General features: G+C 46.4%; 14 protein-coding genes. 6 read left to right on the forward strand and 8 right to left on the reverse strand.

What is annotated here, in order from left to right; all coding sequences use genetic code 11:
• Positions 1-345: 345 nt before the first annotated feature.
• Together J4N44_RS05840 and J4N44_RS05845 are read right to left on the reverse strand one after the other, a co-directional pair.
• Positions 346-768 carry a hypothetical protein gene (locus tag J4N44_RS05840; protein ID WP_252044952.1) on the reverse strand — a complete coding sequence of 141 codons (423 nt, stop codon included), beginning with the start codon at positions 766-768 and terminating at the stop codon, positions 346-348.
• Complete coding sequence (locus J4N44_RS05845) at positions 722-1348, reverse strand: winged helix-turn-helix domain-containing protein (protein ID WP_252044953.1); 627 nt, start codon at positions 1346-1348, stop codon at positions 722-724. Before J4N44_RS05845 ends, J4N44_RS05840 begins: the two co-directional genes overlap by 47 nt.
• Before the next feature lie 498 nt (positions 1349-1846).
• Between J4N44_RS05845 and J4N44_RS05850 the strand changes: the two genes are divergently transcribed.
• From J4N44_RS05850 to J4N44_RS05860, 3 genes are all read left to right on the forward strand, one after another.
• On the forward strand, positions 1847-2983 hold the full coding sequence (locus J4N44_RS05850) for an efflux RND transporter periplasmic adaptor subunit (RefSeq protein ID WP_252044954.1): 1137 nt from the start codon (positions 1847-1849) through the stop codon (positions 2981-2983).
• Between the two features lie 2 nt (positions 2984-2985).
• On the forward strand, positions 2986-6147 hold the full coding sequence (locus J4N44_RS05855; protein ID WP_114321762.1) for an efflux RND transporter permease subunit: 3162 nt from the start codon (positions 2986-2988) through the stop codon (positions 6145-6147).
• Between the two features lie 848 nt (positions 6148-6995).
• On the forward strand, positions 6996-7448 hold the full coding sequence (locus J4N44_RS05860; protein ID WP_005446725.1) for a MarR family winged helix-turn-helix transcriptional regulator: 453 nt from the start codon (positions 6996-6998) through the stop codon (positions 7446-7448).
• A gap of 28 nt (positions 7449-7476) precedes the next feature.
• On the opposite strand, the gene J4N44_RS05865 is transcribed toward J4N44_RS05860, so the two are convergent.
• Positions 7477-8223, reverse strand: coding sequence for a FadR/GntR family transcriptional regulator (locus J4N44_RS05865; RefSeq protein WP_009700450.1), 747 nt, complete (start codon positions 8221-8223; stop codon positions 7477-7479).
• A 517-nt stretch (positions 8224-8740) separates the two neighbouring features.
• Here J4N44_RS05865 and J4N44_RS05870 point away from each other — a divergent pair.
• From J4N44_RS05870 to J4N44_RS05880, 3 genes are all read left to right on the forward strand, one after another.
• Entirely contained in the window at positions 8741-9988 is a 1248-nt protein-coding gene (locus tag J4N44_RS05870; RefSeq protein ID WP_038875687.1) for an allantoate amidohydrolase, read from the forward strand.
• A 133-nt stretch (positions 9989-10121) separates the two neighbouring features.
• Entirely contained in the window at positions 10122-11513 is a 1392-nt protein-coding gene (locus J4N44_RS05875; protein WP_252044955.1) for a YfcC family protein, read from the forward strand.
• Between the two features lie 22 nt (positions 11514-11535).
• The gene (locus J4N44_RS05880) at positions 11536-12237 is read left to right on the forward strand and encodes a DUF1028 domain-containing protein (protein ID WP_252044956.1); all 702 of its coding nucleotides are present in this window, start codon (positions 11536-11538) and stop codon (positions 12235-12237) included.
• A gap of 64 nt (positions 12238-12301) precedes the next feature.
• On the opposite strand, the gene J4N44_RS05885 is transcribed toward J4N44_RS05880, so the two are convergent.
• The 5 genes from J4N44_RS05885 to J4N44_RS05905 all read right to left on the reverse strand — a co-directional run bounded on the left by J4N44_RS05885 (position 12302) and on the right by J4N44_RS05905 (position 19993).
• Positions 12302-13111 (reverse strand): fumarylacetoacetate hydrolase family protein, encoded by an 810-nt coding sequence (locus J4N44_RS05885; protein WP_050923204.1) that lies wholly within the window; start codon positions 13109-13111, stop codon positions 12302-12304.
• 87 nt (positions 13112-13198) lie between these two features.
• Positions 13199-14155 carry an AEC family transporter gene (locus tag J4N44_RS05890; protein ID WP_009698219.1) on the reverse strand — a complete coding sequence of 319 codons (957 nt, stop codon included), beginning with the start codon at positions 14153-14155 and terminating at the stop codon, positions 13199-13201.
• A gap of 179 nt (positions 14156-14334) precedes the next feature.
• Positions 14335-15951 carry a polysaccharide lyase 6 family protein gene (locus tag J4N44_RS05895; RefSeq protein WP_252044957.1) on the reverse strand — a complete coding sequence of 539 codons (1617 nt, stop codon included), beginning with the start codon at positions 15949-15951 and terminating at the stop codon, positions 14335-14337.
• A gap of 58 nt (positions 15952-16009) precedes the next feature.
• Complete coding sequence (locus J4N44_RS05900) at positions 16010-17797, reverse strand: sodium:solute symporter family transporter (RefSeq protein WP_009698217.1); 1788 nt, start codon at positions 17795-17797, stop codon at positions 16010-16012.
• Between the two features lie 414 nt (positions 17798-18211).
• Positions 18212-19993 carry a sodium:solute symporter family transporter gene (locus J4N44_RS05905; RefSeq protein WP_009698216.1) on the reverse strand — a complete coding sequence of 594 codons (1782 nt, stop codon included), beginning with the start codon at positions 19991-19993 and terminating at the stop codon, positions 18212-18214.
• Between the last annotated feature and the right edge of the window lie 374 nt (positions 19994-20367).

The following is a 20367-nucleotide window of genomic DNA, read 5'->3' on the forward strand; positions in this document are numbered from 1 at the left end:
TTTGAATCCACACCATTATGCGGGGGGCGGGAACTCTCTATTCATCATTGAAACTGGTGTCTGGCGATGTGCATTTCTCGCTTTCTTCCTACGAGCCACCGACATCGGAACTAAATATTTATCGTAAGGTCATGACTAAACGAGACTTCCGTTTATTAATGAGTAGAAGTTGTGGATTATTGAATAAGGTGTGGGGCATAGTGCGCCGATATTTGATTCCCAGAAGTATGTTCCGCACGTGATGGCGTTTCTTAACAAACACTTTCCTGTTGTTTCGAAATAAAAGAAAACCGAGCTGAAATTATTCAGCTCGGTTTTTATGCTCTAACAGCGATTGTAATCTTCTCAGTATAAGCAGCGGAATGTCATATTTTTTAAGGTTCGTTTTGCCTTACCAAAGAAAACCAGACTGCATTGATCATCCAGATAGAAAACACGATTGTGGCGTATGGTCACCGGCTCTTCATAGCCCAATACGATGTACTCGTTTCCCTTAGACTTTGAATATTCGTACTTATAGTCCATTGCCTGAAACTTTGTTTCCGCGGCATCAATAGCAGAGTAATGAAGACGGCTCTCAAGGTAGTCCTTATAGAGTAGAGTATAGGTCGTCCACCTGTATTGCATTGCTTCTACTTTGCCAAACAGTTGTACTTTTGAGTGGTGTGCAGTGAACAAGAGAATGCCGTTGAACACAACTAATGCTATCAATACTTTGAATTTACGGGCATTGAAGTAAAAGCTGATCTTTGTGATAAATGCATTCATGGTTGTTAATTGTCACTATCGTTTTTCCGTCATCGGAACGTTTTATTTCTGGGTAAGCTTTGGCTTTTAGTACCTGCTCAAAGTCGTGCTTGTAATAAAGAGCATTCCCGGTTTCCCAAAGGTTAAAGAGGGTGACTAACAGCATTACTATAAAAAGCGCATTCCATAGTTTTGTGTTTTGCTTGCTGACGGGTTTGAGATCGCACTCTTCTGGCTTGGTCATTGGCTGTGAAACTGGCTCTTCTGGAGCAAATTCAAAACTGAGGGAATAACCAACCCCAGGGGTATTAACCAGAATAGTTTTATCGTTGTCTTCAAGTGTTCGTCGAGTGCGATTAATCAGTTGAGGCAAACTCTCTTGTGAGATGTGCTCATAGCCCCAAACCTGCTGAATAATCTCTTTATTACTAATCGTGTTTGGATACGCATCAACAAGGCAATTTAATAACGCTTTTTGCTTATTAGTTAGCTTAACCGTCTCTTGTTCTTCTGTTTTGCCATTCAAAGGAGATGGCTGTAAATAGTGAGTCGTCCTGTCCCAAAGGTAATTCCCTAATACTAAAGAGTTATTGTTACTCATAACCAACGTGTTTCGTATGTTAGGGTGTGTAGGGGGAGCGAATTATAGGGATTTAAAAAAGGAAATCAATGGTTATATTTGAAAGATAATTACACAAAGCGAAGCGTAAATGTTCAGCTTATGATTCAATGTTAATCAGTTGTAAATGAAATTCAATGCCATTTTGTTATCATTTCAGTTTATGCTCTGCTTATATTAATTTCTCTCCAATATGATTTTTTGTTGACTTTCTTTGTCACGAATTCTCTGGTTTTGTCTACTCTTTTCTCCTGTTTTTCTTAAGAAAAATCCAATTTCAATTGCTCACAGAAAATTTATTTTTCCAATAGAAAAGCGCTCAAATTGAGAGATCAATAACAGCTTTAGAACAAACATTTTTGTCTATCGTAAAGAGCGGTAAATTTTGTTGTATGTACAACATTGAGTAATTATCATCCCGACTAATATTTGCTGACTTTTTATTGAGTCACGTTTTTTAGTTAGGAAGAGAGAATTTTCATGACACGTAGAACCACGCTATCGCTCTTGATTGCGTCGAGCCTATTATTGGTCGGGTGTGAACAGAGCCAAGAAGGACAAGCGCAAGGTGGTCCAGCGCCGACACCAGAAGTGACGGTATTGACGGTAGAACCTGTTCGCCAAGCGCTAACAGTAGAACTGCCAGGCCGCAGCCGAGCGTTTAAAGAAGCAGAAGTTCGCCCACAGGTAACGGGTATTATTTCTGAGCGCAATTTTGAAGAGGGTGGTGTGGTTGAGAAAGGTCAATCGCTTTACCAGATCGACGATTCTACGTTCCAAGCAGACCTATTAAGTGCAGAAGCGGAATTGATCCGTGCTCAAGCTTCGGAAGAATCGACGTACTCAACAGTTCGTCGTTACCGCGCGTTGATTACGAAGAAATCGATCAGCCAACAAGATCTCGATGAAGCAGAAGCGGCGTTCAAAGAAGCGAAAGCGCAAGTGTTGGTAGCTAAAGCGAAGATCAACACAGCGAAGATCAATCTTTCTTACGCACAAGTGAAAGCGCCAATCAGCGGTGTGATCAGCAAGTCTAACGTAACGGCGGGTGCGCTAGTAACGGCAAACCAAGCGGCGACGCTAACGACTATCCAACAGCTAGACCCAATCAATGTTGATATCGTGCAATCTTCTGCTCAGCTACTCCGTTTGAAAGCAGCGATGTCACAAGGTCACTTGCAAAAAGACGAATCCGCTCAAGTAACACTAACGCTTGAAGACGGTTCGACGTATGCGCATAAAGGTATTATGAAGTTTACCGAAGTGAATGTAGATGAAAGTACTGGCAGCGTAACGCTACGTGCAGAATTCGCGAACCCAGATGGCTTATTGCTACCGGGTATGTTTGTGCGCGCAACGGTAACAGTAGGTGTGGACCCAGTGGCGATTCTTATCCCGCAGAACACAGTTACGCGTGACGCAACGGGCAAAGCCTCAGTAATGACAGTGGGTGCGGACAACAAGGTAACAATAACTCCGGTAACAACGGCGGAGTCTATTGGTAACCAGTGGCGTATTACTGACGGTCTGAAAGTGGGTGATAAAGTCATCACAACCGGTCTACAGATGATCCAACCGGGTAGTCCAGTAACTATTCAATCAGGTGAGCAGGCTTAATCATGGCACGATTCTTTATCGATCGTCCGGTATTTGCTTGGGTACTTGCGATTCTGACTATGTTGGCGGGCGTAATGTCTTTGTTCAACTTGCCAGTTTCTCAATATCCAACGATTTCACCGACCACGATCTCAATCAGTGCTCGTTACCCTGGTGCTTCTGCGAAAACCGTAGAAGACTCAGTAACTCAGGTTATCGAGCAAAACATGACGGGTCTGGACTACCTGCGTTACCTAAACTCAAGCAGTGATGCGTTTGGTAATGCCACCATCACGCTGACGTTTGATAGCGAAGCCGATCCAGATATCGCGCAAGTTCAGGTGCAGAATAAACTGCAATTGGCGATGACGTCGCTTCCGATGGAAGTACAAAGCCAAGGTATCGTTGTAAATAAATCTAACACCTCATTCTTGATGGTTGTGGCAGTTTACTCAGAAGACCCGGACTTTACAGAAAACGACATCGGTGACTTTGTTGTTACCAATATTCAAGATCCGATCAGCCGTGTAACGGGCGTAGGTCAAGTGCAAGCGTTTGGTTCTCAATACGCAATGCGTGTTTGGCTAGACCCATTCAAACTGACTCAGTTCAACCTTACTGCAATCGACGTCGCGAACGCTATTCGTGAACAGAACGCACAGGTTTCTTCTGGTCAGTTGGGTGCAGCGCCTGCTCAAAAAGGTCAGTTGCTTAACGCGACCATTTCTTCAGCAAGCCGTTTAACCAGCGTGGCTGAATTCAGAAACATCATTCTGAAATCAGAAGCGAACGGTTCGAACGTTTACCTTAAAGACGTGGCGCGTGTTGAGCGCGGCGCAGAAAGCTACGACATCAAAGGTCAGTACAACGGTTTCCCAGCGGCAGGTCTTGGTATCTCGCTTGGTACTGGTGCGAACGCGCTAGAAACGGCAGAAGCAGTAAAAGAACGTCTTGGTCAGCTAAGTGCGACTTTCCCTGATGGCTTGAAGATCGCTTACCCGTTTGAGACAACGCCATTCGTTGATGCGTCGATCAAAGAGGTAATCAAGACACTGCTTGAAGCGATCGTGTTGGTATTCTTGATCATGTACCTGTTCTTGCAGAACTTCCGTGCGACGATCATCCCAACGATTGCGGTTCCGGTGGTATTGCTGGGTACGTTTGCGATCCTTTACGCGACAGGCTTTAGTGTTAACACCTTAACCATGTTTGCGATGGTTCTGGCAATCGGCTTGCTGGTGGATGATGCGATCGTTGTGGTAGAGAACGTGGAACGTGTAATGCACGAAGACGGTCTCGATCCAAAAGAAGCAACGAAGAAGTCAATGGGGCAGATCACCGGCGCACTAGTGGGTGTTGGTTTGACGCTGTCTGCGGTATTCGTACCGATGGCGTTCATGTCTGGCTCAACTGGTGTTATCTACCGTCAGTTCTCTATCACCATCGTAGCGGCGATGACGCTATCGGTGTTGGTTGCGATCATTCTTACTCCGGCACTTTGTGCGAGCTTACTGAAGAAAGGCGATGCAGAATTTTCGGATAAGAAAGGCTTTTTCGGCTGGTTCAACCGTAAGTTTGATGCGGCAACGGCGGGTTACGAAGCGGGCGTAGCGAAAATGCTAAAACGCACCGGTCGTATGCTGTTGGTATTCACGGCAATGAGTGCGGGCGCAGGTTGGTTGTTCATGAACCTTCCGACATCGTTTCTACCGGATGAAGACCAAGGTACCGTGTTCTCAATGGCAATTTTGCCACCGAACTCGACTCAAGAGCAGACTGAAAAGACACTAGAAAAAGTCCGTAACTACTTCCTTGAAGAAGAGAAAGACAATGTTAAATCTGTCTTCTCGGTTGCGGGCTTCAGCTTCGCAGGTCAAGGTCAGAACATGGGTATGGCGTTTATCGGTCTGAAAGATTGGTCAGAGCGTGAAGCACCAGGTTCGGATGCGGCTTCGCTAACAGGTCGTGCGATGGGGTACTTCTCAACGATTAAAGAAGCAATGGTGTTTGCATTTGCGCCACCTGCGATTCAAGAGTTGGGTAACGCGACCGGTTTCGACTTCTACCTACAAGACTCAACCGGTAACGGTCATGAAGCGCTTGTAGCGGCTCAATACCAAATCCTAGGTATGGCAGCACAAAACCCGAAATTGGTGGGGGTGCGTCCAAACGGTCAGGCAGATGCGCCGATGTACCAAGTGCATATCGACCACGTAAAATTGCGTGCGCTAGATGTGAGCATCAATGATGTAAACCAAATCCTCGCTTCGGCATGGGGTGGTGCGTACATCAACGATTACATCGACCGCGGACGCGTGAAGAAGGTAATGGTACAGAGTGACGCAGAACACCGCATGCAGCCGAAAGACTTCGACTCATGGTACGTGCGTAACTCACAGGGTGAAATGGTGCCATTCTCGGCATTCGCAACGGGCGAGTGGACTTACGGTTCTCCGCTATTGCAACGCTTTAACGGTCTACCTGCGATGAACATCCAAGGCGGCGCGGCTCCGGGCGTAAGTACTGGTGAAGCGATGGCAGAAATCGAAGCCATGGTAGAAAAACTGCCTCCTGGCTTTACGGTGAACTGGAACGGTATCTCTTACGAGGAACGTCTATCAGGTAACCAAGCGCCAATGCTTTACGCGCTGTCGATTCTGGTTGTCTTCCTTGTACTAGCAGCACTGTACGAGAGCTGGTCAGTACCATTCGCGGTTGTACTTGTAGTGCCTCTGGGTGTGCTAGGTGCGGTACTTGCGGTCATGACTCGCGGCATGGATAACGACGTATTCTTCCAAGTTAGTTTGTTGACCACTGTTGGTCTGGCAACGAAGAACGCGATTCTTATCGTTGAATTTGCGAAGGAATACTACGAGAAAGGCGCGGGCTTGATTGAAGCAACGCTGCACGCGGTACGTGTTCGTCTCCGTCCTATCATCATGACCTCGCTTGCGTTTGGACTGGGTGTAGTGCCGCTAGCGATCAGTGCGGGCGTAGGCTCTGCGGGTCAGAACGCGGTAGGCACGGGCGTACTTGGCGGTATGGTAAGTGCGACCTTGCTTGGTATCTTCTTCGTGCCTGTGTTCTTCGTTGTGGTTGAGCGTTTGTTCGACCGCCGTGCAAGAAAAGAAGCACAAAAAGAGCAAGTGGAATCTACTTCACAGCCAACGGCAAGCCAAGAGTAGGACTTAGCGCTAAAGACTAAGTTATACTATTGCTAATAAGTACAAGAAAAGGGCGCTTCGGCGTCCTTTATTTTTGGATTCAATTGGATAGTTTGGGTTTGAGGTTTAATTTTTACGTCATTCTGAACAGCGAGGGACGAGCGTGATTCATAATCTGCTCACCGAGTGCTGTGGCTTGATGAGAAATATTGAGCCAGAGCGTACGGCAATTAGATTCCTGATCTCGCTTAGGTTCGTCGGAATGACGGGGTGTTGCTCTCTCGGTTATGTTTCTCGTCATTCTGAATAGCGAGGGACGAGCGTGATTCAGAATTTGCTCACCGAGAGCCGTAGCTTGACGTGGAATATTGAGTGAGAGCGTGTGGCAATTAGATTCCTGATCTCGCTTAGGCTCGTCGGAATGACGGGATGTTGCTCTCTCGGTTGTGTTTCTCGTCATTCTGGACAGCGAGGGACGAGCGTGATTCAGAACCTGCTCACCGAAAGCTGTGGCTTGATGAGAAATATTGAGCCAAGAGCGTGTGGGAGTTAGATTCCTGATCTCGCCTAGGCTCGTCGGAATGACGGGGGTGTTGCTCTCTCGGTTATGTTTCTCGTCATTCTGGACAGCGAGGTACGAGCGTGATTCAGAATCTGCTCACCGAGAGCTGTGGCTTGATGTGAAATATTGAGTGAGAGCGTGTGGCAATTAGATTCTTGATCTCGCGTAGGCTCGTCGGAATGACGGGGTGTTGCTCTCTCGGTTATGTTTCTCGTCATTCCCGAAAGCGCGAAGGAGCGCAGTCGGGAATCTCTTGCAAACACCAGACTATCCAATTGAAAACAAAGCCGAAAGTAGAACAGGCAATATGAAAGATCAGAAGATTTCTCCGATATCCGTGTTGGATCAAAGCCCAATGTTTGTGTGTGGTGTGATGCACCGAACATTCCGTAATCGTGCACAAGCAGAGCTATCGCGTCAGAACTTGATGACGTTGGAAATGGCGAGTGCCTTGGCCGCGTTGGAAGAGTTTCAACCGATGAGTCAGCAAGAATTGGCGGATGCGGTACTAACAGAGCGAAGTGTCGCAAAACGCATGGTGGACAACTTAGAAAAGCGTGGCTTTGTACAAGTCTCTAAGAGCGAAACCAATCAGAGATTAAAGATTCTAACACTCACAAAAGAAGGGGTAGAAGCGGTACGCAAAGTGCACCGCATCATGACTAACCTCAAGCAAGATTTCTTCTCTTGTCTGACGGAAGAAGAATCCGATGAATTCTTCCGTTTGGTGCGTAAAATGACCTTAGCCAATCACGCTTAATTCAGCATTTCAAACGATGGCGAGCCAATTAGCTTTCTGTGAGAAAACGGTTCGCCACTTCAGCTTCTTGTTTCTTCATCAATTGATGCGCGGTCAGCATGTGTTGTTCCATCACTTGCTTGGCTTTTGATGCGTCACTTTTACGCAATGCTTCAACCAGTGCACGTTGGCTTTGCACACCCGTTTGCCACAGCTTGTGGTTGCCCGGTTCATACAGTTTGCGATAAATCGTTAGCTCGGTAAGCATTTGCGCAGTAAAGCGAACCACAAACTTCAGCAGCTCGTTACCAGAATAGCTCGCTAAGAGGCTGTGAAACTCAATCGATGCAATGTGGTGTTCGCGCTCTTGATACACATCTTCCGGTGGCGTCTGGTACTTATCGATCTGCTGATCGAGACGAGCAAGTTGCTCATCGGTCAATGTGCCCGCCAATGATGCTGCGATCTCTGGTTCCAGAGATAAGCGGATCTGGTACAGATCAGAAATTGAAACGTCTTTGAAGAACAGGTAGTTACTCAGTAGTGCCTGAGCTTTGTTCTCACTCATTTCGCTAACAAACACACCGCCTTTTGGCCCAGTCTTGGTCGAGAGAATACCTTGAGCCTCTAAGATACGCATGCTTTCACGTACTGTGCTTTTTGACGCATCAAAAGTTTCCATCACGTCGGTTTCGCTTGGGAGACGATCGCCGGGTTGTAAAGCTTGATCGACAATCCATGCTTTGATCGATTCGGCTAATTGTTGAGTTCTACGTCCTTTTGCGCTGCTTGCCACATTATCCTCGCTGGTTTTTCTCGCGGTATCTAGGGTCTGTTTATCTTTCGTGGTTAAATTTTGTTCGAGCTAAAATCGTTTTAGGCGACGCAAGGAGTGTGCCGCCTAGTCACTCTAAGCAAATACTCCATAACAAAGCATAAAACGATTTTGCGGGGGCGCCTAGCCCGAACCCTTTGGGCAGCGTTTGTTGGCCATTTCTACTTCGTTATCGACTTCTCATGTAGGCTAACTACACATCAAAGTCTCTGCCTTGTATAAACACCCAACAATTCGCTGCAAAAATCAGCACGAAAGGTTAACAGACCCTATTGGATTCTGAAGGAAATTCAAAGGATGTCACCTGTTTTCTACGTTTCTTTTTTTGGAAAAAGTACGGGTTGTTGATTATGAAACCATCCGATTATCGATCGAATCACTCTCACAAAAAAGTCTATTTATCATGATAAATGTCTTTCATTTGATATTTATCATGATAAATTAAAAATGAACATGGTTAGAAAAAGAGCGATTCAAGATGGAAAAATTTGTAGAAACTGCCAGCCTAGCGTGGGAGTGGTTGGAAGATATTGCTCAATGCAGCCAAACCCAAGACCCAGATAGCGAAGGTGTTACTCGCTTATGTGCCAGTGAAGAGCACGCAAAAGCGAATGAAAAACTACGTGAGTGGATGCTGCTGTCTGGTATGGAAGTGCGCATGGACAATGCTGCAAATCTTATTGGTCGCTATCACAGCCCAAATCCAAATGCCCAGACGCTGATTTTTGGCTCTCACCAAGACACGGTGCCAAATGGTGGTAAATACGATGGCATCTTGGGTGTGATTCTACCAGTTGCGTTGATTCACTATTTTCATCAACAGAAATTCGAATTCCCATTCAATATTGATGTGATTGCCTTTAGCGATGAAGAGGGAACTCGATTCCAATCGACACTACTTGGCTCAAAAGCGATATCTGGGACGTTTGACCCAAGTGTGCTGGATGCGCGAGATGCCCACGGTGTGACCATGCGTGAAGCGTTAACGTCGTTTGGTTGTCATCCAGATCAGATCGAAAAAGACGCTTACGACAAAGAAAAGGTGTTGGGCTTTGTGGAACTGCATATTGAGCAAGGGCCACAGCTTGAACAAGCGAACTTGCCAGTCGGTGTGGTTACTGCCATCACTGGGATTGAGCGTCATACTTTGTCGATTGTTGGCAAAGCCGGACACGCAGGCACCGTGCCAATGGACATGCGTCAAGATGCGCTAGTTGGGGCAGCTCAGGTCATTCATATGTTTGACCAACTGTGCAAACGTGAAGACGACCTAGTGGGCGTCGTAGGTAAAATCGCCAACTTCCCAAATGGTGTGAATGTGATTCCTCAGCAGACGGACATCACTATCGAACTGCGCTCTCCAAATGATGCCTCTCGCATTGCCGCACGAAAAGAAATGCTGGAGAACATTCAAACCTTGATGGCGCAGTACAACCTCGCGTATCACCACGAACAAACTTATGAGCAAGCTGCTGTCACCTGTTCTGATTCACTTTCTTCGGCACTTACTCAAGCGATCGCGCTATCCAATATTGACACCAAACATCTGTTCAGTGGCGCGGGTCATGATGGTCTGGCTGTGTGTGAGCTGACGGATATTGCGATGTTGTTTATGCGTTGTACGGGAGGGGTTAGCCATCATCCTGATGAAGCTATTTTGCAACAAGACCTAGTAGCAGCTGTCGAGGTTCTGAACCATTTCTGCATGCTGATGAAACACCAATAAAAGCGAAATAACACAAGAGAGGGTGGGGATTCATCCTCTTTTTTACTTTCAAAACCAAGACTTGGTTTTAGCTTGTGAACGTGAAGGCTCATACCAATGGGTTTTCATTCCTATACTAAGGAGAGATTTTGTTATGGATATGACAAAAAAGATGGAGACAACAGAGAAGAAGGCTTGGTACAAGAGTATGCCGGACCCAATGGTCCTGATCTTTATGATTTTGGTGGCAACGTATCTACTGACTTTTGTTGTGCCTGCCGGGGAGTTCTCACGTGTTGTGGTGGACGGTCGTACTACCGTTGTCCCTAACTCATTTGCTTATCTGAGTGATGTACCTGCGGTGCATTTCTTTGACATTTTTGTCGCGATTCCGAAAGGTTTGATCAGCGCGGCACCTTACCTGTTCATCGTATTTATTGCTGGTGGTTTGTTCCACATCTTGCAACGCACTGGTGCGCTTGAGAACGCGATTGGTGTGGCGGTAAACAAAGCCGGCGTGAAGAACCGTAATCTGATCATCACAATCGGCACCTTTATCTACGGTTTCTTTGGTGTGGCGGTAGGCTTTGAGAACAACATCGCACTCGTTCCGGTTGCGGTTCTGATTTCTGCTGCGGTTGGTTACTCCAGCCTTGTCGGTACGGTAATGGCAGTGGGCGGTATCGGTGTAGGCTTTGCACTGTCACCAATCAACCCTTATACCGTAGGTGTGGCTCAAGGTATTGCTGAACTGCCTACTTTCTCGGGCGCTTGGTTGCGTGCAGCGATGGTAATTTCCTCTCTTGCATTGCTGTCTTACTACATCTGTACTCGTGTGGCGAAGATGGAGTTTAAAGAGCCAGATTCAGCAGAAGGCTTAAGCAAAGATTTATCGGAATACCACCTAGAGAAGAAAGACAAACTGACGCTAGGCGTATTCCTAGCTGGTCTTGGTGTGATGCTTTACGGCGTATTTGCTAACGGTTGGTACATCAACGAGATCGCAGGTCTGTTCTTATTAATGGCAATTGTGATCGGTGCGGTGAACGGTTTAGGTGCGAATGGCATCGTGAAGCAAATGATGGAAGGTGCATCGGGCGTAACCGCAGGTGCATTGGTGATTGGTGTTGCGGCGTCGATTCAAATCATTCTCGACCAGGCGCAAATCATCGATACCATCGTTAACGCGCTAAGCTCACTTATCCAAGATATGCCGATTGCTATCTCTGCGATTGTCGCAAGTGTGGTGCAAGGTGTGATCAACCTATTTGTGCCATCGGGTTCTGGTCAAGCGATGGTGACCATGCCGATCCTAATTCCTGTTGCAGATCTTACTGGCATGAGCCGCCAGCTTATGATCACTGCATTCCAAGTAGGTGATGGTCTTACCAACCTTATTGTACCGACTTCTGGTGGTACGCTAGCCATGTTGGCGCTGGGGCGCGTCTCTTACGAGCAGTGGCTAAAGGCAATTATGCCATTCATGGTATTTGTTTACGCCTTGTGTTGGTTGGCGCTGTTTATTGGACAAATGGTCGGCTACTAACGTCTTTTTATATCGAGAATCTATGACGATTTCACTTATTCATGTTAATCCTGAAACGGGATTATCGGCTTCCATCACAGCCACTGGCGGCGTTGCAGTTGGTGGTTATGTGAACCACAGTTGGCGTGGAATTGGCGCCTGTGCAACTCAAGGTTTGTTTACCAATCCTTGGTATGCAGACAATGCCAAGCGATGGTTATCTCAAGGACTGTCTTGTCATGAGGCGATTGACCGTTTGAAAGAAGGTGATGCGGAATTCGCCAAGCGCCAATGTATGGTAATGGACAAACATGGTCATACCGCGTTTATAAACGGCGAAGAGAACATCGCGTACGTCGGCTCTCTAGCACTTCAAGATTTGGCGGTTGCCGGAAACATGCTTGAAAGTGATGCGGTTATTGAGGCGTTTGCAGATTCGTTCCTAGCTCAGACTGTGAGCAATGCCGAGCAAGTGAGAGCTGGGGGCAAACCGCAATATCGTGATAACTATGAGGCAACGCTAGCGGAAGTGCTTATTTCTGCATTAGAAGCCGCATTGGAAGCGGGAGGGGATAAGCGCGGTACCTATTCTGCCTCTCTTCGTATAGAAAGTTATACTCATGCGCCGATCGATATTCGTGTCGATTGGTCTGATGACAGCTTGATGGAAGACATGAGAAGGGTACTGAGCCGAGTACGAGCGCCGAGCTTTCAAGAGTTTCTTAATGGCGTGCCGAATCAGTAAGAGGATTCATGTCGCGCAAAATAAAAAGCCGAACAGTGACTGCTGTTCGGCTTTTTTGTATTGGTTAAAACATAATTTTGTTTTCAACTTTAACGATGCCATTGAGTGAAACAGAAACGACATCGTTATCTTTCACCTCCACAGTGTGGGTTGGTAAGTCGATGTAAATTAAATCGCCCGGTTTGAGTGTGAAATACTGACTGAGTTCACTCACGATTTCTGCTGGAGAATAGGTCATTTCAGCAAAGGCGTCATTGTTAATGGCTTTACCGTTGATTTGCGAAGAAACATGAATCTGGGTGAAATCGAGTCCGCGAACAATCTCATTCGCAATTGGGGCAAAACCGTCTGCGCTTTTTGCTCTTAGCGAATGGGCATCATGCTGCAGCCAGTTTGTTTCCGTAAGATCGCCCCCAACGGTGAGTCCAAATATAGCGGCTGACGCTTGCTTAGTATCGATGTTCTTACTTTGCTTTCCTATCACGACCACGAGGGAGCTTGAATACTCGATGTTATCGGCATCAGATGGCACTTGGATTGGAGCGCCGGTAGAAATTAACGCTGAAGGCAGTTTAAAGAAAAACTGATAATCACTTTTCTTCGCCTTATCTGCTTGTTTTTTCGCTTGAACGATGAACACTTTTTCTGGCTTAGTCGGAAGCAGCAGACTGACATCATCAACGGAAACTTGACGAGGTGAGAGTGATGAATCGGAGAAAATATCCCCCTTAAGAGGATAGATTGAGTCTTCTACTAACTTGCCGTAACTGATTTTCCCGAGGTGCTGATAGCGAACATAAGTCGTTGAAGCTGCATTTGCCGTTAGGCTGACCACACTTAAACACACGCCCAAACATAATGCGATGAGTTTCATTATAGAAATCCTTATTTTTTAGCGCATTATATCGGTTAATTGCTGGGAAGCGTATGCCGATCTCTCCTACTTGGGGTTATGTCCCGATTAAATTAGGTTGTAACTCTTAAGAATGACGATACCCAATGTACAGGTAATTGTTGAGAGTACGGTCGTTAAAGCGATGATGTTTGCCGCTAAGACAGAATTACCTCCCATAGAGCGTGCCATGACATAACTTGCCGCCGCAACGGGAGAAGCGTTCATAAAGAACAAAATGCCAAGCTCAATCCCTCGAAAGCCAACTAAATATGCACCTGTGGTAATCACGATAGGGGCGACGACCAGTTTGTAGCTGCTGGCAAACCAAGACGGCCCTTTCTCTTTCTTCATCAAACTTAAATCGAGTGAGCCACCGGTACACAAGAGGGCGAGGGGAAGCGTCATCTTCGATAGGTAGTTACCAGCATCAATCGCTACATCTGGAACAGGAATCGACAGAAGGTAGAACACCATGCCAGAGACGATCGCGATGATCAGCGGGTTGCGCGTTAAGGTTCTCACCATCATTTTGGCGGCTTGAGATCCAGACGTTGCGCCTTTTGGAGACAAACAAATGACCGCTTGTACGTTATAGATAAAGGTGGTTACCGCAACATAAAGTGCAGCCAGCGCCACACCTTGTGAACCGTAAGCATTCGCCACATACGCAATGCCGATGATGCCCGTATTGGCGCGAAAGCCACCTTGGATTAAAACGCCTTGATCGGGTGACGATTTGAAGAACAGCTTGACGGAAACATAGGTGAAAATGAAAAACGCGATGCTGGCAACAATACCGTAATTGACGAAGCCGCTAGCCGCGGAGAAATCGTGCTCGGAGACGACGATACTTAAGAACAACATCGCAGGCAGCGTGACCTGAAACACCAGTTTAGAGCCGATTTCGATAAAGTTGTCGTTGATAAGTCCTATGCGTTTGAAGACAACGCCCAAAACCAGCATTAAGCAGATGGGACCAGTGATCGATAACGAGAATTGCAACTGATGTAAAACAGCATCCATGAGTGTATCCGCAGCAAAAGAAAAGAGTTTTATAATTGTCATACAATTAAACCACAACTCAATCTTGGGAGACAGTAGGGTGGTGAAATTTTCTTCAGTTATTGTGGGGTTACTGGTGAAAGGAGAGGGAAACCAGTCTGGCTTGTATCACCAGACTGGAAGCAAACTCTAAAGCAGAATTACTTTTGGGTATTTGCAAGGAGGTAATCAGGACCAGCTGTTTCTGCCGTTACTACAGACAGCTTGCTCGTATCCGCACCAACGCCTTGGTATTGGGTAAAGCCTTTTGCTTGCTCGCTCTTCGGCAGTTCTACTGAGTAAGAAGCGATTTGCTCTGCGTTAGTCACCGTGCCAACGTACACTTCGTTGTTGTAGGTAGGATTGACCAGCGGTAACTCTTCTGTCGCACGTACACTGACGAATTGCTTTTGCTGATGGTTATCAACCACGTTGCTATCGAAGTGAACATCTACGCCAGCGAAAATGTTTTTCACTTCACTGTTGTTGAACAGGCTCACACGGTGCGTTTGGTTGCCGTAGACAATGCCCCATTCCGTATCTACAAGGGTGTTGTTACGAATGGTGATGTTCTTTGGTGTCCATTGCTTGTTGAGCTCTTTGCCTTTCACTGCTTGGTCGAGCTTCTCGCCGTTTGCCACATCAATGATGCCCGTATTGATTACGATGCCGCCACGTAGATCCGCATTGCCTTCAATTTTGCCATCACGACCACGCGTGCCAGTGATGTAGTTGTTCTCGATCACGTGGTCTTCATCGTAAACACGCATACCGCCAGTAAGCAGTTTTTCGTTACCTAGAATCACGTTGTCTTTCACTACGTTCGCTTTACCGTGACGAAGAGAAATCAGAGACGCACTTTCAAAGATAGTATTGCCAGAGATTTCATTGCCACCTGACTTAATCGAAATCAGCTCGCGTTCACCATCCATATCAATCAGCAGGTTATTGGTGAACTTAGAGTTTGACGCCCATTGAGACGATTTTGAATCGCCGATTCGAATTGCTTCCCAGCTGTTACCGTTGTAACGAATCGCATCTTTGATGTCGAATTCATTGAACTGATTTGGCTTTTGGTCCAAGAAAATGTTGTTAGCAATAAGGTGGTTATCTGGTATGTCGTCTTTTTGTACGCCAATTAACGTGCCGCGCTTTTGCTTACCTTCAAAACGGTTATTGATCACCTTGCCATCTTTACCCCAAAGTGAAACCCACAAGTATTTCGGGTATTCCGAGCGACGTTCGTCCGGTTGGTATTCGTAAGCGTGGTTGAAGTAGTAGAACGTAGAGTTTTGTAAAGTGTTGTTGTTACCCATCATACGCACACCACCGAAACGTTCAGCAGGACCGCCTTTGGTAAACACCAAACCGTCGACAGTGATGTTGTTACCTTCAAGACGAAGCTGAGCCAAACCCGTTAGCCAAACACTGCCAGGTTGCTCCGCCTTGATGGTAATGTCGTTGGCTTTTACCGTGACGATATCAAGATCCGCGTATTTACCCGCAGGAATCGTAATTATTGTACCGTCTGCGGCATTCTCCATTTGTTGTTTCAATGCTTGCACGGTGTCTGCGGATTGCGCTTGAAGTGCGCTGCCATCCACTGTGTTTAAGCGATCCGTAGCAAGCAAGTAATCGCGAGTGATGTCATTCACTGCGGTTTCAACAACAGCGGGAGCCGCAGCTTCCGTGGTTTGAGAAGGTGAAGTGTTACAACCTACTAGGGTTAGGGCAGAAATGGACGTGGCAACCACGCCAGCAAGCATTGTTTTTTTCATAATGTATCTCTTTGTAGAAGCACAAAAAGCGGTTGAATACTCAACCGCTTGTTTCTCGTTATGAGTTCTCCGTTATCGGAGCCCCCTCAGAAGCGCGCTCTGCGTTGCCATCGACTGCTCTCATCAGCGCCACGCCGATGCCAAGAACAATCACACCACAGAACACGAAAATCATGCGTCCCCAGAATGGGTTAGGCAGTAAGAACATCGCCATCACACCCACACCAGACACGGCAATCAACGAACCCAACATTTGGCGTTGTTTGTTATCCAGTTTTTTCTGTTCCGTTGAATCAGAAACCAACGGTGTTGCTAAGTTATTGAAGAAGCGGTCAACGTCTTGTTGGCGTTTCTCTTCAAGCGGTTTGTAGAACAGTGTCGACAGAGCAAAGAAGCCTGCGGTAAACACCAAGTGACCAATCAAACCAACCGCAACTTTTAGATCTGACCATTCACGACCTGTTAGAGGTTTAAGATCAAACCAGTTTTGAATCATTTCCGGTGTGATGACAAAACCAACCGTGTAAGACACGATGCCACCTACCACCAAAGTGCCCCAGCCAGCCCAATCCGGTGTTCTCTTGATGAAGAAGCCACAGAACGCTGGAATTGTCATTGGGAAACCAATCAACGCGCCAACGTACATCATGGTGTCGAACAGGCTCAGACCTTTTAACGAGTTGATGAACAGGGCAATCAAGATGATCGCGATGCCGAAGAAGGTAGAGGTGATTTTCGATACGATCATCAGCTCTTTTTCTGTCGCGTTCGGGCGTAGAATCGGCAAGTAGAAGTTCATCACGAAGATGCCTGAGTTACGGTTCAAACCTGAGTCCATTGACGACATCGTCGCTGCAAACATCGCTGAAATCAGCAGACCAACCATGCCAGCCGGCATGTATTGCTCAACAAAGTACAAGTAAGCAAAATCACCTGCTTTAGAGCCCGCTTCTGGGTAATGCGCTGATAGGTCAACACCTTGGCTTGCAATGAACCAAGAAGGGGTAAACCAAATCAATACGCCCACCGTCATTAGTACACACGCTAGTAGTGCAGCTTTCTTCGCGTTCTTAGAGTCTTTTGCCGCTAGGTAACGGTGACAGTTCAACATGTTGTTGTTGATAGAGAACTGCTTTAAGAAAATGAACACTGCCCAGATACCAAAAATACTGAGGTAGTTCAGGTTGTTACCCGTTACGAAAGACCCGTTTTCTTGAACAGGGAAGTTCGCAATGATTTCTGTAATACCGCCACCTTTTACTACCGCAACCACAGCACACGTCACTGTTACTGCCATGATGATGACCATCTGCATAAAGTCAGATGCGATAACCGCCCAAGAGCCGCCCGTTACGGACATCATCAGTACCACTAAACCCGTGATCCAAATGGTGGTTGTCATATCGAAGCCGAAAATGCCCGATGCGATGATCGCCAAACCATTCAACCAGATACCCGCAGAAATCACGCTGCTTGGCATGCCAGACCAAGTGAATACTTGCTCATTAAAGCGACCAAAGCGCATGCGAATCGCATCAATTGGCGTGATAACGCGCAGCTGGCGGAATTTCGGTGCGAAGTACAGGTAGTTCATCAAGTAACCGAACGCATTCGCTAAGAAGATAGTCGCTACAGCGAAGCCATCGGTGTACGCTTTACCGGCCGCACCAGTAAATGTCCAAGCACTGAACTGGGTCATAAACGCCGTTGCGCCTACCATCCACCACAGCATGTTGCCGCCCCCGCGGAAGTAGTCACTGGTGGTGCTTGTAAATGTTCTAAACATCCAGCCTATCGCAATGAGGAATAGGAAATAGATGCCAACAATCAGGGTATTGAGTTCCATTTTTCGACCTTCTCATAGTCATTGATTTCTGCCAGATATATTATCCGTTCGATTATTTATTTGTACTACAATAATTCAATTGTGTGATGAGGTGATTAATACTGGAAATCTGCTTGACCCAGTACATTCTTCTGCTTCTATCTACACGAACTGATGGTTGTGAACTTAAAGTCTATTATTCAATAACTTATGATGAGTTTTGTCAGTATGGAACCCCGTTAATTACATTCGCTTATCGTTTCAACAAGAAACTTTGGTTATACATTTTGCTTATTTTGTATGATTATTTCTTTGTTAAATTCGCTGGTTATTTAATGTCTCAACCGCAACGGACTTAACAAAAAAGTAAACAAATAGACCTGAGTGATAAGGGAAGAATGAAGCGGCTGTGTACAACCGCTTCATAAGGTAGATTTAGCTTTCGGTTACCGCTTGTTGGGTTTGAGTACCGTTGTCGTCAACCGCTTTAACAAGTAGTAGACCAACACCACCAACAATGGCACCACACAAGATGAAGACTAAGCGTCCCCACATTGGGTTTGGCAGTAGCGCCATCAACATTACGCCTACACCAGCGACTGCGATGAGTTTGCCAAGCATTTGACGTTGCTTGTTATCAAGAACTTTCTGTTCTGCAGATTCAGCAACAAGTGGTGTTGATAGGTTGTCGAAGAACTTATCCACGTCTGCTTGACGTTTCTCACTCAGAGGCTTGTAGAACAGCGTTGATAGAGCGAAGAAGCCACCCGTTAGCGTAATGTGGCCAACTAGACCAATCGCGACTTTAACGTCTGACCATTCACGGCCAGTAAGCTGCTCAAGACCGAATGCTGAAGAAACCATGTCAGCAGTGATAACGAAACCAACAACGTAAGAGACAAGACCACCGACAATCAGCGTGCCCCAACCAGCCCAGTCTGGCGTTTTCTTAATAAAGAAGCCTAGGAATGCAGGAATTGTCATTGGGAAGCCGATCAAGGCACCAACGTACATCATGGTGTCGAACAGGCTCAGGCCTTTTAGTGAGTTGATGAACTGCGCAACTAGGATGATGGCAATACCAAATACCGTTGACGTAATTTTCGATACCGTTACCAGCTCTTTCTCTGATGCTTGGCCACGGCGAATCACTGGTTCGTAGAAGTTCTTAACGAAGATACCAGAGTTGCGGTTTAGACCTGAGTCCATTGAAGACATGGTCGCTGCAAACATTGCTGCTACGAGAAGGCCAACCATACCCGCTGGCATGTACTCTTGTACGAAGTAAAGGTAAGCGAAGTCGCCTGCTTTGCTGCCTGCATCTGGGTAAGCCGCTGATAGGTCTACGCCTTGACCCGCAATGTACCAAGAAGGCATGAACCAAATGAATACACCGCCTAGCATTAGAACACACGCTAGCAATGCCGCTTTCTTCGCGTTTTTCGAGTCTTTTGCTGCAAGGTAGCGGTAAGAGTTCAACATGTTGTTGGTAATAGAGAACTGCTTAACAAAGATGAAGAACGCCCAAATGCTAAAGATGCTTAGGTAGTTCAGGTTGTTACCAGAGACGAAAGAACCACCTTCTGCGACAGGGAAGTTACTGATGACTTCAGTAATGCCGCCGCCTTGAACGATCGCAACAACTGCACAAGTTACCGTTACCGCCATGATGATCACCATCTGCATGAAGTCAGACGCGATAACTGCCCAAGAGCCACCCGTCACTGACATCATCAGTACCACCAAACCGGTAATCCAGATGGTTGCTGTCATATCAAAGCCGAAAATACCAGAAGCGATGATCGCCAGTGCATTCAACCAAACACCAGCAGATACCACACTGTTTGGCATGGAAGACCAAGTAAAGACTTGTTCGTTCGTGGTGCCGAAACGCATACGAATCGCTTCAATTACCGTTACTACACGTAGCTGGCGGAACTTTGGTGCGAAATACGCAAAGTTCATGAAGTAACCGAATGCGTTTGCTAGGAAGATAACCGCAACCGCGAAACCATCGTTATAAGCTTTACCAGCAGCACCAGTAAACGTCCATGCAGAGAACTGCGTCATGAAGGCCGTTGCACCAACCATCCACCAAAGCATGTTGCCGCCGCCTCGGAAATAGTCACTAGTCGTATTGGTAAACGTTCTGAACATCCAACCTATTGCAATTAAGAATAGAAAGTAGATGCCTACAATAAGGGTATTGAGTTCCATCTTTAGACCTTTTGATCGTTATTTAATGTCTTGAGGCAATATTAACTATCAGTTTGCCTATTTGTAGTACAATAACTCAAAAGCGTGACGAATGATCCGGAATGGGTCATTTGAATAATCATACAAGTGATCATGATCGGATATTGACATTGCACTCAAAAGGGGAAGGGTGCACCAAGTCAATATCACGACAAGTTATCAATGCCTTTGGCGTGCACTCGATTGGTTCAATGGCGTTTATAGCCTTAGTTAATAAGGGTTATAACGGCGTAAGAAGGTGTGAAGTATTGTCAGATTTGTATGACTATTGCAGATAAAAAAACGCCCACGACATGCCTGTAATGCGTGGGCGAAAAACGGTATTGATACCGTCT

Source organism: Vibrio sp. SCSIO 43155 (assembly GCF_023716605.1).
Taxonomy (GTDB): domain Bacteria; phylum Pseudomonadota; class Gammaproteobacteria; order Enterobacterales; family Vibrionaceae; genus Vibrio; species Vibrio harveyi.